Source organism: Streptomyces sp. NPDC050509 (assembly GCF_044457965.1).
GTDB lineage: Bacteria > Actinomycetota > Actinomycetes > Streptomycetales > Streptomycetaceae > Streptomyces.
The window spans coordinates 132,714-145,326 of sequence record NZ_JBITHL010000012.1 but is presented as its reverse complement, the minus strand read 5'-3'; the positions used below and the strand labels follow the sequence as shown (position 1 = coordinate 145,326).

14 protein-coding genes are annotated in these 12,613 nt (G+C 70.2%); 11 read left to right on the top strand and 3 right to left on the bottom strand.

From position 1 onward, the window contains the following. The first annotated feature begins 38 nt into the window (after nucleotides 1-38). From ACIBJC_RS30865 to ACIBJC_RS30855, 3 genes are all read left to right on the top strand, one after another. Nucleotides 39-1,019: a heme o synthase gene (locus ACIBJC_RS30865; protein WP_399298102.1), complete on the top strand. Its 981-nt coding sequence runs from the start codon at nucleotides 39-41 to the stop codon at nucleotides 1,017-1,019. A gap of 87 nt (nucleotides 1,020-1,106) precedes the next feature. Then, on the top strand, nucleotides 1,107-1,508 hold the full coding sequence (locus ACIBJC_RS30860) for a hypothetical protein (RefSeq protein WP_399298100.1): 402 nt from the start codon (nucleotides 1,107-1,109) through the stop codon (nucleotides 1,506-1,508). A gap of 179 nt (nucleotides 1,509-1,687) precedes the next feature. Continuing rightward, nucleotides 1,688-2,863 carry an amidohydrolase gene (locus ACIBJC_RS30855; RefSeq protein WP_399298098.1) on the top strand — a complete coding sequence of 392 codons (1,176 nt, stop codon included), beginning with the start codon at nucleotides 1,688-1,690 and terminating at the stop codon, nucleotides 2,861-2,863. A gap of 53 nt (nucleotides 2,864-2,916) precedes the next feature. Here ACIBJC_RS30855 and ACIBJC_RS30850 read toward each other — a convergent pair whose 3' ends face one another. The 3 genes from ACIBJC_RS30850 to ACIBJC_RS30840 form a co-directional block, all read right to left on the bottom strand. Continuing rightward, nucleotides 2,917-3,885 (bottom strand): heme A synthase, encoded by a 969-nt coding sequence (locus ACIBJC_RS30850; protein WP_399298096.1) that lies wholly within the window; start codon nucleotides 3,883-3,885, stop codon nucleotides 2,917-2,919. A gap of 117 nt (nucleotides 3,886-4,002) precedes the next feature. Then, entirely contained in the window at nucleotides 4,003-4,812 is an 810-nt protein-coding gene (locus ACIBJC_RS30845; protein WP_399298094.1) for an ABC transporter permease, read from the bottom strand. After that, nucleotides 4,809-5,792 (bottom strand): ABC transporter ATP-binding protein, encoded by a 984-nt coding sequence (locus ACIBJC_RS30840; protein WP_399298092.1) that lies wholly within the window; start codon nucleotides 5,790-5,792, stop codon nucleotides 4,809-4,811. The genes ACIBJC_RS30845 and ACIBJC_RS30840 overlap by 4 nt, the downstream gene beginning before the upstream one ends. A gap of 181 nt (nucleotides 5,793-5,973) precedes the next feature. On the opposite strand from ACIBJC_RS30840, the gene ACIBJC_RS30835 reads away from it, so the two are divergent. The 8 genes from ACIBJC_RS30835 (at nucleotide 5,974) to ACIBJC_RS30800 (ending at nucleotide 12,609) form a co-directional block, all read left to right on the top strand. Then, the gene (locus ACIBJC_RS30835; RefSeq protein ID WP_329826167.1) at nucleotides 5,974-6,717 is read left to right on the top strand and encodes an ArsR family transcriptional regulator; all 744 of its coding nucleotides are present in this window, start codon (nucleotides 5,974-5,976) and stop codon (nucleotides 6,715-6,717) included. After that, entirely contained in the window at nucleotides 6,714-8,135 is a 1,422-nt protein-coding gene (gene sufB, locus ACIBJC_RS30830; RefSeq protein ID WP_399298088.1) for a Fe-S cluster assembly protein SufB, read from the top strand. The genes ACIBJC_RS30835 and sufB overlap by 4 nt, the downstream gene beginning before the upstream one ends. A gap of 101 nt (nucleotides 8,136-8,236) precedes the next feature. After that, on the top strand, nucleotides 8,237-9,418 hold the full coding sequence (sufD, locus tag ACIBJC_RS30825) for a Fe-S cluster assembly protein SufD (protein ID WP_399298086.1): 1,182 nt from the start codon (nucleotides 8,237-8,239) through the stop codon (nucleotides 9,416-9,418). Then, nucleotides 9,418-9,735 carry a non-heme iron oxygenase ferredoxin subunit gene (locus tag ACIBJC_RS30820; RefSeq protein ID WP_399298084.1) on the top strand — a complete coding sequence of 106 codons (318 nt, stop codon included), beginning with the start codon at nucleotides 9,418-9,420 and terminating at the stop codon, nucleotides 9,733-9,735. The genes sufD and ACIBJC_RS30820 overlap by 1 nt, the downstream gene beginning before the upstream one ends. Before the next feature lie 7 nt (nucleotides 9,736-9,742). Continuing rightward, nucleotides 9,743-10,534 carry a Fe-S cluster assembly ATPase SufC gene (gene sufC / locus ACIBJC_RS30815; protein ID WP_399298082.1) on the top strand — a complete coding sequence of 264 codons (792 nt, stop codon included), beginning with the start codon at nucleotides 9,743-9,745 and terminating at the stop codon, nucleotides 10,532-10,534. Next, entirely contained in the window at nucleotides 10,531-11,787 is a 1,257-nt protein-coding gene (locus ACIBJC_RS30810) for a cysteine desulfurase (protein WP_399298079.1), read from the top strand. Before sufC ends, ACIBJC_RS30810 begins: the two co-directional genes overlap by 4 nt. Before the next feature lie 22 nt (nucleotides 11,788-11,809). Beyond that, a complete protein-coding gene (gene sufU / locus ACIBJC_RS30805) occupies nucleotides 11,810-12,274 on the top strand; it encodes a Fe-S cluster assembly sulfur transfer protein SufU (RefSeq protein ID WP_399298077.1) in 465 nt (154 codons plus the stop codon). Further along, a complete protein-coding gene (locus ACIBJC_RS30800; RefSeq protein ID WP_399298075.1) occupies nucleotides 12,271-12,609 on the top strand; it encodes a metal-sulfur cluster assembly factor in 339 nt (112 codons plus the stop codon). Before sufU ends, ACIBJC_RS30800 begins: the two co-directional genes overlap by 4 nt. Nucleotides 12,610-12,613: the final 4 nt, after the last annotated feature.

Here is a 12,613-nt window from a genome sequence, read left to right as displayed (position 1 = left end):
GTGGTAAGCGCAAGCCTTTACGGGGCCCTCACGCCCGGATGCTTGCTGGACTTTCTCTGTCAGGGGTGTGCGTGACGGCCGTCGAGTCCCGACCCGCAGGGGTCGCCTTGACTCCGAGCTCGGGGGGCCACCGGCCGTTCGGTGCCCGCGTCAAGGCGTTCGTGATGCTGACCAAGCCACGGATCATCGAACTGCTGCTGATCACCACCGTTCCGGTGATGTTCCTGGCTCAGCAGGGCGTACCGAATCTGCTGCTGGTGCTCACTACATGTATTGGCGGCTATCTCTCCGCCGGCGGCGCGAATGCGCTGAACATGTATATCGATCGCGACATCGACGCGCTGATGGACCGTACGTCGCAGCGTCCACTCGTCACGGGAATGGTCTCGCCGCGTGAAGGGCTTGTCTTCGGCCTCACGTTGGCGGTCGTCTCGACCCTCTGGTTCGGCTTTCTCGTCAACTGGCTGTCCGCGGCCCTCTCGCTGGGCGCGCTCCTTCTCTACGTCGTCGTCTACACGATGATCCTCAAGCGCCGCACCTCCCAGAACATCGTCTGGGGCGGCATCGCGGGCTGCATGCCGGTGCTGATCGGCTGGTCGGCCGTGACGAACTCGATGTCCTGGGCCGCCGTCATCCTCTTCCTGGTCATGTTCTTCTGGACGCCGCCGCACTACTGGCCGCTGTCGATGCGGGTGAAGGCGGACTACGAGCGCGTGGGCGTCCCGATGCTGCCGGTCGTCGCGAGCAACCGTGTGGTGGCCCGCCAGATCGTCCTCTACAGCTGGGTGATGGTCGGCGTCTCCCTGCTGCTGACGCCGCTGGGGTACACCGGGTGGTTCTACACGGCGGTCGCGCTGCTGGCCGGCGGTTTCTGGCTCTGGGAGGCGCACGGGCTCCAGTCGCGCGCCAGGGCCGGGGAGTCGGGCGCGAAGCTCAAGGAGATGCGGCTGTTCCACTGGTCCATCACCTATGTGTCGCTGCTCTTTGTGGCCGTCGCGGTGGACCCCTTCCTCCGCTAGACAGGGCCCCGGTTACGGGCGGGTACGTGGTCAAGGCCACGTACCCGCCCGTCGCCCGTTGATCTACCCGTCGGTAGCATCCCGTTCATGGCAGAGACCGAGCAGGCGAAGACCGAGCAGGCAGAAACCGGGCAGGCGGAGCAGGGCGGCGAGAACGGGGCGCGGACCCGGCGCGAGGCGCGCGCCGAGCGAACGGCCGCCCGGCTCGCGAAGCAGATCGGCGCCTTCGCCGGAAAGCACGGCGGAGCCGAGGGACAGCTCGCGTACCTCGGGCAGGCCGGCACCCGGATCGTGCTCGTCGGCGAGGACGGCGCGTGGGGCGATCTCGTCGCCCCCACCCACGCGGTCGCGAGCGCCGCGGCACAGCGGGCGGGGCTCACCCTCCACGACTCCTTCGACGGCGAGTTCGCGGCCAAGGTGCGCACCGGACCGTACGAGTGGGACCGGATGGCCGGACTCCAGCTCGGCGGCCGGCCCGACAAGACCTGACCGCCCGGTGTGCGCCCCTGAAATGCTCCCCGAGCGCTCCCGGAGAGATCTCCGAGACGCCACCGGAACCCGCGTTCACCCGTTAGGACTGGAGGAGCGACGACCAGGTCGTCAGACCGTCGGTCACCGGGTCAGTCGGCCATGCGGTCCATGATCCACGGTCCACGACGGGAATCCCGATGATCGAGACAGCGTCCCTCGTGGACCAGTACTGCCACGGCGTGCTCACCACGGAGCTGGGGCTCGGCACCTTCGAGACCCAGCTCGGCGGGGGAGCCCTGCCCGCCCCCGGCACCACCTTCTTCGACACCCAGACAGGGGTGGCGGTACGGCGCTGGTGCCCGCCGCTGCTCGGTCTCGAACCGCACTGCACGCCGGCCCGCTATCTGGCCCGCCGCCGGGAACTCGGCACGCTCGAAGTCTCCCGGCGGCTGCTGCGGGCCACGGGGATCTCCACCTATCTGGTCGACACCGAAGGCGCCGAAGGCAGCCACGACATCCACGGCACCGGGGGGCCGGGCGGCGCGGGCTCGCCCGGCGAGCTGACCGGGGCGGCGGAGACCGCGGCGACGGGGGCGGCCCGTGGCCGGGAGATCGTCCGGCTCGAACCCCTCGCCGTCCGGGTCGCCGCCACCGCGGGCGGCGTCGGCGCCTTCCTCGCCGGGCTCGCCGAGGCCGTCCACACCGCCGCCGCCTCGGCCGTCGCGCTCAGCGCCGCCGTCACGACCCGCCCCGGCCACGCGCTCGACCCGGAGCCGCCGGGCCCCGGCGAGGTACGCGGCGCCGCAGGCCGCTGGCTCTCCGGGCGCGGTCCCGGCGGAGGCGCCGGTCCCGGTGGGGGGCCCGGTGGGGGTCCCGGTGGGGGCTCGCTCACCGACCCCGTACTCCTGCGCCATCTCCACTGGACCGCCGTCGGCACCGGACTGCCGCTGCACCTGGGCGCCTGCGGCGGTGCCGACGCGTACCCCTTCGCTGCGGCCACGGCGGGGATCGGCGGTGCGCTCGTCCTGCGGGACACGTATCCGTACCACCGCGACGCCGCCTGCCTCACGGGTCTGTTCCCGCAGGTGTACGCCGACCTGGGCTCCGTCCTCACCCGTACGGGGGCCGGGGCGGCGGGCGTGCTCGCCGAGATGCTGGACAGCGCGCCGTTCGGGAAGCTGCTCTTCTCGACCGGCGCGCGCGGGCTGCCCGAGCTGCATCTCGTGGGCGCCCGGGTCTTCCGGGTGGCAGTGGAGCGGGTCCTCGGCGGCTGGGTGCGCGACGGGGCATGGTCGGTGGGCGACGCCCGGCGGGTGGCGGGGCTGATCGCTGCGGGCAACGCCCGCCGCGTCCACGGCCTCGCGGACGACTGACCCCGGACGGTCGCGGGCGTCCGAGGGGCGAGGGCGTCCGAGGGGCGCGGGCGTCAGACGGTCGCGGGCGCCGGGTCCGCCTGCGTGGGGATCTCCGCCGTGGTACGGGGCCGCTCCCGCATGCTCATCGCGACCCGCAGCACGGCGATCCACACCACGGCCGAGCCGAACATGTGGCTGCCGACCAGGATCTCCGGGGAGTCGGTGAAGTACTGCACATAACCGATGGCGCCCTGCGCGAGCAGGATCAGCAGCAGATCGCGGGCGCGCGCCCGGGTGTCGGCGGGGGCGTCGACCACCCGCAGCACCAGCCACATCGCCACCGCCAGCGCGCAGACGATCCAGGCGAACGCCGCGTGCACATGGGCGACGGTGACGTAGTCGAACGGCATCCGCGGCACATCGCTGCTGTCGCCCGCGTGCCGACCCGAGCCCGTCACCGTCGTACCCGCCACGATCAGGACCACCGACGAGAGGACCAGGGCCCAGGACAGCTTGCGCACCGGGCGCGGGACGCGCGGGCGGGGGGCGCCGTCGCCCTCGTGGGTGCGCAGCCAGGTGAGCGTGGTGACCGTGAGCAGACCACTGGCGGCCAGGAAGTGCCCCGCCACCGTCCACGGGTTCAGCTCGGTCAGCACCGTGACGCCGCCGACGATCCCGTTGGCCATGACGAGCCAGAACTGCGACCAGGCGAGCCTGGTCAGACCGGGCCGCCGGGGCTTGACGGAGCGCGCGGCGATGATCGCCCAGCCGACCGCCGCGCTCAGCACGTACGTCAGCATCCGGTTGCCGAACTCGATCGCCCCGTGCAGGCCCTGCTCGGGTGTGGCGATGAGGCTGCCCTCCGTGCACTTCGGCCAGGTGTCGCAGCCGAGGCCGGAGCCGGTCAGCCGGACCGCTCCGCCGGTCACGATGATCAGCACGCTCATCGCGACGGCGGAGAACGCGGCGCGGCGGAGCATACGGGGGGAGGGTGTCCAGCGCTGGGCGATGTACGCGAGGGGGTTCAACACGGCCACCATGCTAAGGCGGAGCTTGTGCAGGATTTCACGAGGGGTACGTATGCCGCATTCGCGCTGGTGGGCGGGGTGGGGCGGGTGACGGCAAGGCCCGGCCGATGAACGACCGGGCCCGGACGCCTACTCCCAGCGGAAGAGGCGGCCCGCCGCGCCGAGGCCGAGCACGGCCCAGGCGGTCAGCACCCCGAGACCGCCCCAGTCCACCCCGGCGCCGTGCTGGAGGACGTCGCGCAGCCCGCCGGAGAGCGCCGAGATCGGCAGCAGCTCCAGCACCGCGCGCGCCGTGTCGGGGAACCGGTCCAGCGGCACGATCACCCCGCCGCCGACCAGCAGCAGCAGGAAGACCAGGTTCGCGGCGGCCAGCGTCGCCTCCGCCTTGAGCGTGCCCGCCATCAGCAGCCCGAGCCCGGAGAACGCGGCGGTGCCGAGCACGAGCAGCAGCAGTACGGCGAGCGGGTTGCCCTGCGGCGACCAGCCCAGCGCGAACGCGATCACCGTCAGCAGGACGACCTGAAGGATCTCCGTGACCAGCACGGAGAGCGTCTTGGCCGTCATCAGGGCCCAGCGGGGCAGCGGCGACACCGCGAGCCGCTTGAGCACCCCGTACCGCCGCTCGAAGCCGGTGGCGATGGCCTGCCCGGTGAACGCCGTGGACATCACCGCCAGCGCCAGCACGCCCGGTGCGAGGAAGTCGACCGCCTTCCCCTCGCCCGTGTCGACCACGTCGACCGTGGAGAAGAGGACCAGCAGCAGCGACGGGATGATCACGGTCAGCAGGAGCTGCTCGCCGTTGCGCAGCAGCAGCCTGGTCTCGAACGCCGTCTGTGCCGCGATCATGCGCGCCAGCGGGGCCGCGCCGGGCGCCGGGGTGTACGTACCGCCGCTGGTGGCGCCCGTACCGCCGACGGCGCCGCCGGTGCTCGTGCTCATGGACGCAGCTCCTTGCCGGTCAGTTCGAGGAAGACGTCCTCCAGGGTGTGGCGCTCGACGGAGATCCCGTCCGCCATGACGCCGTGCTGCGCGCACCAGGAGGCCACCGTGGCCAGGAGCTGGGGGTCCACCGAGCCGCTGATGCGGTACGCGCCCGGTGCCAGCTCGGCGGCGGCGCTGCCGTCGGGCAGGGCCTTCAGCAGCGAGCCGAGGTCGAGTCCGGGGCGTCCGCTGAAGCGCAGGGTGTTCTCCGCGCCGCCGCGGCACAGCTCCTCGGGACTGCCCTGGGCGATGACCCGGCCCGCGTCGATGATCACGACGTCGTCGGCGAGCTCCTCGGCCTCGTCCATGAAGTGCGTGGTCAGCACCACACCGACCCCGTCGGCGCGCAGCTCGCGGACCAGCTCCCAGGTGGAGCGGCGGGCCTGCGGGTCGAGGCCGGCGGTCGGCTCGTCCAGGAAGACCAGCTCGGGCCTGCCGACGACGGCCAGGGCCAGCGCGAGCCGCTGCTGCTGGCCGCCGGAGAGCCGCCGGTAGGTCGTACGGCCGCAGCCGCCGAGGCCGAGCCGTTCGATCAGGGGGTCCACGTCCAGTGGACGGGCGTGCAGCCGGGCCATGTGGCGGAGCATCTCCTCGGCGCGCGCGCCGGAGTACACGCCACCCGACTGGAGCATCACGCCGATGCGCGGGCGGAGCCTGGCGGCGTCCGCGACGGGGTCCAGGCCGAGGACCCGTACCGAGCCCGCGTCGGGCCTGCGGTACCCCTCGCACGTCTCGATCGTGGTGGTCTTGCCGGCGCCGTTGGGCCCGAGGACCGCCGTGACCGTACCGGCGCGGACCACCAGGTCGAGGCCGTCCACCGCCGTGGTGGTGCCGTACCGTTTGACCAGGCCACGGACCTCGACGAGGGGCGTTCCCGGGGGCGGGCCGGCGGTCGTGCCGCTGTCGGGCAGGGGACCACCCGGGAAGACGCTGCGCATGCCGGGAAGTCTAGGCAGGGCGGGGGCGCCGGGGTCCGGCGGGGGCGCGAGGTGGACACGAAAGGGGCGCCAAGAAGGCCGGAAAAGGGCCTTGCTTAGGTAACCCTTAGTGACGAAGCGCACCGCACGCCCCCCACCACCTCGGTTGTCAGTGCCGAAGGAATTACGCAACAATGGCGTTGTGAAATACGTTGGCGAGGCTCCGCAGGAGGAACTCGCGACCGGTGAGCACTCCACTCGCAACCGGGTCGCGCGCTCCATCCTGGACCACGGCCCGTCCACCGTCTCCGACCTGGCGAAGCGCCTCGGGCTCACCCAGGCGGCCGTCCGCCGCCATCTCGACACGCTGGCAGCCGATTCCGTGGTGGAGCCGCGTGACCAGCGGGTCTACGGCTCGCGCGGACGCGGCAGGCCCGCCAAGGTGTTCGCCCTGACCGACTGCGGCCGGGACGCCTTCGACCAGTCCTACGACCAGCTCGCCGCCGACGCCCTGAAGTGGATCGCCACCGCCGCCGGAGGCGGCGAGAAGGGCGAGGCGGCCGTCGCCGCCTTCGCCCGCGCGCGGATCGCCGCCCAGGCCGGGAGCTACCGCGAGGCGGTCGACGCCGCGGGACCCGGCGGACGCACGGAGGCGCTCGCGAAGGCGCTGAGCGCCGACGGGTACGCTGCTACGGCGCGCGGCGCGCCGGGCCAGCAGGGCGAGCAGCTCTGCCAGCACCACTGCCCGGTCGCGCATGTCGCCGAGAAGTTCCCCCAGCTCTGCGAGGCGGAGACGGAGTTCTTCTCCCAGCTTCTCGGGACGCATGTGCAGCGGCTCGCCACCATCGCCCACGGCGACGGCGTGTGCACGACCTTCATTCCCCGCGCCACCCCACAGACCACCCATCACGCATCCGAAAGCACAGCCGGGAGGAACCCCGCATGACGCTCCCCACAGAGACTGCCCATCCTGAGCTCGAAGGTCTGGGTACGTACGAATTCGGCTGGGCCGACTCCGACGCCGCCGGTGCCGTGGCCAAGCGCGGCCTCTCCGAGGCCGTCGTGCGCGACATCTCGGAGAAGAAGAACGAGCCGGAGTGGATGCTGAAGCTGCGGCTCAAGGGTCTGCGGCTGTTCGACAAGAAGCCCATGCCGAACTGGGGCTCCGACCTGTCGGGCATCGACTTCGACAACATCAAGTACTTCGTCCGTTCCACCGAGAAGCAGGCGGCTTCCTGGGAGGAACTGCCGGAGGACATCAAGAACACGTACGACAAGCTCGGCATCCCGGAGGCGGAGAAGCAGCGCCTCGTGGCCGGTGTCGCCGCCCAGTACGAGTCGGAGGTCGTCTACCACCAGATCCGTGAGGACCTGGAGGAGAAGGGCGTCATCTTCAAGGACACCGACACGGCGCTCAGGGAGAACCCGGAGCTCTTCCAGGAGTACTTCGGCACGGTCATCCCGGTCGGCGACAACAAGTTCGCGTCGCTGAACTCGGCGGTGTGGTCCGGCGGATCGTTCATCTACGTGCCGAAGGGCGTGCACGTCGACATCCCGCTCCAGGCCTACTTCCGTATCAACACGGAGAACATGGGCCAGTTCGAGCGGACGCTGATCATCGTCGACGAGGACGCCTACGTCCACTACGTCGAGGGCTGCACCGCCCCGATCTACTCGTCGGACTCGTTGCACAGCGCCGTCGTCGAGATCATCGTCAAGAAGGGCGGCCGCTGCCGCTACACGACCATCCAGAACTGGTCGAACAACGTCTACAACCTGGTCACCAAGCGCGCCGTGGCGTACGAGGGCGCGACCATGGAGTGGGTCGACGGCAACATCGGCTCCAAGGTCACCATGAAGTACCCGGCCGTCTACCTGATGGGCGAGCACGCCAAGGGCGAGACGCTGTCCATCGCCTTCGCGGGCGAGGGCCAGCACCAGGACGCGGGCGCCAAGATGGTCCACATGGCCCCCAACACCTCGTCCAACATCGTCTCCAAGTCGGTGGCGCGCGGCGGTGGCCGTACCTCCTACCGCGGTCTGATCGAGATCGGCGAGGGCGCCGCGGGCTCCAAGTCCAACGTGCTCTGCGACGCGCTGCTGGTCGACACCATCTCGCGCTCCGACACGTACCCGTACGTCGACGTCCGCGAGGACGACGTGTCGATGGGCCACGAGGCGACCGTCTCCAAGGTCTCCGAGGACCAGCTCTTCTACCTGATGAGCCGCGGCCTCTCCGAGTTCGAGGCGATGGCGATGATCGTGCGCGGCTTCGTCGAGCCGATCGCCAAGGAGCTGCCCATGGAGTACGCGCTGGAACTGAACCGGCTGATCGAGCTCCAGATGGAAGGCTCCGTCGGCTAGTTCCGACCGGCCGGCCCGACCCGGCGTCCGCGCGGCTCGTAACGACCTGAGCGGCGACCGTTTTTCATACGCAGAGGCAGAGAGAGAGCACGACGACAGCCATGGCTGAGGCTCAGAACATTCCGGCGGGCTCCACGACTGCCGGTTCGATCGCGGTGGCCGCCGAGTCGACCGTCGCCACGCGCATGAGCGCGCCCCCGTCCTTCGACGTGGCGGACTTCCCCGTCCCGCACGGCCGTGAGGAGGAGTGGCGGTTCACGCCGCTGGAGCGGCTGCGCGGCCTGCACGACGGCACCGCCGTCGCGGTGGACGGCGGCGTCACGGTCGAGGTGACCGCCCCCGAAGGCGTCACCGTCGAGACCGTGGGCCGCGAGGACGCGCGGCTCGGCAGGGCCGGCACCCCGGTCGACCGGGTCGCCGCCCAGGCGTACTCCTCGTTCGAGAAGGCGTCCGTCGTCTCGGTGCCCAAGGAGACCGTGGTCGCCGAGCCGATCCGGATCGGCGTCCACGGCGAGGGCGGCACGGCCTACGGCCACCAGGTCATCGAGCTGGGGGCCTTCGCCGAGGCGGTCGTGGTCATCGACCACACCGGCGACGCGGTGCTCGCGGCCAACGTCGACTACCTGATCGGGGACGGCGCCAAGCTGACCGTCGTCTCCGTCCAGGACTGGGACGACAAGGCCGTCCACGTCGCCCAGCACAACGCGCTGGTCGGCCGCGACGCCTCGTTCAAGTCGATCGTCGTCACCTTCGGCGGCGATGTCGTACGGCTCCACCCGCGCGTGCAGTACGCGGGCCCCGGCGGCGAGGCCGAGCTGTTCGGCCTCTACTTCACCGACCAGGGCCAGCACCAGGAGCACCGCCTCCTGGTCGACCACAACGCCCCGCACTGCAAGTCGAACGCCGTCTACAAGGGCGCCCTCCAGGGCACCGACGCCCACGCCGTCTGGATCGGTGACGTCGTCATCCGCGTCCAGGCCGAGGGCACCGACACGTACGAGATGAACCGCAACCTGGTCCTCACGGACGGCGCGCGGGTCGACTCCGTACCGAACCTGGAGATCGAGACCGGCGAGATCGCCGGCGCCGGTCACGCCTCGGCCACCGGCCGGTTCGACGACGAGCAGCTCTTCTACCTGATGGCCCGCGGCATCCCGGAGACCGAGGCCCGCCGCCTCGTCGTCCGGGGCTTCTTCGCCGAGCTGGTCCAGCAGATCGGACTGCCGGACGTCGAGGAGCGCCTGCTGGCCAAGATCGAGGCGGAGCTGGAGGCATCGGTCTGATGACCTTCGTCCGTGTCTGTGCGCTCGGCGAGCTGGACGAGGACGCCCCGAAGCGGGTGGAACTCGACGGCACGCCGGTCGCCCTCGTCCGTACCGAGGGCGAGGTGTTCGCGATCAACGACATCTGCTCGCACGCGAATGTCTCCCTCTCGGAGGGCGAGGTGGAGGACTGCGCGATCGAGTGCTGGCTGCACGGGTCCCGCTTCGACCTCCGTACCGGCAAGCCGTCCGGTCTTCCCGCGACGCGCCCCGTCCCCGTATACCCCGTTCAGATCCAAGGGGACGATGTGCTCGTCTCCGTCACCCAGGAGTCCTGAGTCACCCATGGCAACGCTTGAAATCCACGACCTGCACGTCTCCGTCGAAGCGGAGAACGGCGCCCGCGAGATCCTCAAGGGCGTCGACCTGACCGTCAGGCAGGGCGAGACGCACGCCATCATGGGCCCCAACGGCTCCGGCAAGTCGACTCTCGCGTACTCCCTCGCGGGCCACCCCAAGTACACGATCACCGGGGGCACGGCCACGCTGGACGGCGAGAACCTGCTGGAGATGACCGCCGACGAGCGCGCCCGTGCCGGCCTCTTCCTCGCGATGCAGTACCCCGTCGAGGTCCCCGGCGTCTCGGTCTCCAACTTCCTGCGCACCTCGGCGACCGCCACGCGCGGCGAGGCCCCCAAGCTGCGTACCTGGGTGAAGGAGGTCCGGGAGACCATGGAGCGTCTCCAGATGGACCCCGCCTTCGCCGAGCGCAACGTGAACGAGGGCTTCTCCGGCGGTGAGAAGAAGCGCCACGAGATCCTCCAGCTCGAACTGCTCAAGCCCAAGATCGCGATCCTGGACGAGACCGACTCCGGCCTCGACGTGGACGCGCTGCGGGTCGTCTCCGAGGGCGTCAACCGCGTCCGGGAGACCGGCGAGGTCGGCACCCTGCTGATCACGCACTACACGCGGATTCTCCGCTACATCAAGCCCGACTTCGTGCATGTCTTCGCGCAGGGCCGGATCGCCGAGTCCGGCGGTGCGGAGCTGGCCGACAAGCTGGAGAACGAGGGTTACGAGGCCTACGCGAAGGGCGGCCCCGTCAGCGGAGTGAACTCGAAGGAGACTGTCGCGTGACACAGTTGCCGGGCCTTCTCGACACCGAGGCGATCCGCAAGGACTTCCCGATCCTGGACCGGGTGATCCATGACGGCAAGAAGCTCGTGTACCTGGACTCCGCTGCCACCTCGCAGAAGCCGCGGCAGGTGCTCGACGCGCTGAGCCAGTACTACGAGCAGCACAACGCGAATGTCCACCGCGGCGTGTACACCATCGCCGAGGAGGCCACGGCGCTGTACGAAGGCGCTCGCGACAAGGTCGCCGCCTTCATCAACGCACCCAGCCGCAACGAGGTGATCTTCACCAAGAACGCCTCCGAGTCGCTGAACCTCGTGGCCAACATGCTCGGCTGGGCCGACGAGCCCTACCGGGTCGACCACGAGACCGAGATCGTCATCACGGAGATGGAGCACCACTCCAACATCGTGCCGTGGCAGCTCCTCGCACAGCGCACCGGCGCGAAGCTGAAGTGGTTCGGGATCACCGACGAGGGCCGTCTCGACCTGTCCAACCTCAACGAGGTCATCACGGAGAAGACGAAGATCGTCTCCTTCGTGCTGGTCTCCAACATCCTGGGCACCCAGAACCCGGTCGAGGCGATCGTCCGCCGCGCCCAGGAGGTCGGCGCGCTGGTCTGCGTCGACGCCTCGCAGGCGGCCCCGCACCAGGTGCTGGACGTCCAGGCGCTCCAGGCCGACTTCGTGGCCTTCACGGGCCACAAGATGGTCGGCCCGACCGGCATCGGTGTGCTCTGGGGCCGGCAGGAGCTGCTGGAGGACCTGCCGCCGTTCCTCGGCGGCGGCGAGATGATCGAGACCGTGTCGATGCACTCGTCCACGTACGCTCCCGCGCCGCACAAGTTCGAGGCGGGTACGCCCCCGATCGCCCAGGCCGTCGGCCTCGGCGCGGCCGTGGACTACCTCGCCGCGATCGGCATGGACAAGATCGCCGCGCATGAGCACGCGATCACCGAGTACGCGGTCAAGCGGCTGCTGGAGGTCCCTGACCTGCGGATCATCGGCCCGACGACGGCCGAGGACCGCGGGGCCACCATCTCCTTCACGCTCGGTGACATCCACCCGCACGACGTGGGTCAGGTCCTGGACGAGGAGGGCATCGCCGTCCGGGTCGGCCACCACTGCGCGCGGCCGGTCTGCCTGCGGTACGGAATTCCCGCGACGACGCGAGCGTCTTTCTATCTGTACTCCACTCCGGCCGAGGTCGACGCTCTGGTCGAGGGGCTGGAGCACGTCCGTAACTTCTTCGGATGAGGACTAGAGGGGCTGGCTGTCCGTGAAGCTGGATTCGATGTACCAGGACGTCATCCTGGACCACTACAAGCACCCCCACGGGCGCGGTCTGCGGGACGGCGACGCCGAGGTGCACCACACCAATCCGACGTGCGGCGACGAGATCACGCTGCGGGTGCGGTACGAGGGCTCGCTGATCGCGGACGTCTCGTACGAGGGGCAGGGCTGCTCGATCAGCCAGGCCAGCGCGTCCGTGCTCAACGATCTCCTGGTGGGCAAGGAACTGGCCCAGGCGCGGAAGATCCAGGGAGCCTTCCTGGAGCTGATGCAGTCCAAGGGGCAGTTGGAGCCGGACGACGCGATGGAGGAGCTGCTGGAGGACGCGGTCGCGTTCTCGGGCGTCTCGAAGTACCCCGCCCGGGTGAAGTGCGCCCTGCTGAGCTGGATGGCGTGGAAGGACGCGACGACCCAGGCCCTGGGCGACAGCGCGACGAAGGAGACGGCATGACCGAGAACGAGACCCTGACGACGAAGCCCGCCTCCGAGGAGGAGGTCCGCGAGGCCCTCTACGACGTGGTCGACCCCGAGCTGGGCATCGATGTCGTCAACCTCGGGTTGATCTACGGCATCCACGTCGACGACGCGAACATCGCCACCCTGGACATGACACTGACGTCGGCGGCCTGTCCGCTGACCGATGTGATCGAGGACCAGGCGAAGGCGGCGACGGACGGCATCGTCAACGAGCTGAAGATCAACTGGGTCTGGATGCCCCCGTGGGGCCCGGACAAGATCACGGACGACGGCCGCGAGCAGTTGCGCGCGCTGGGCTTCAACGTCTGAGCGT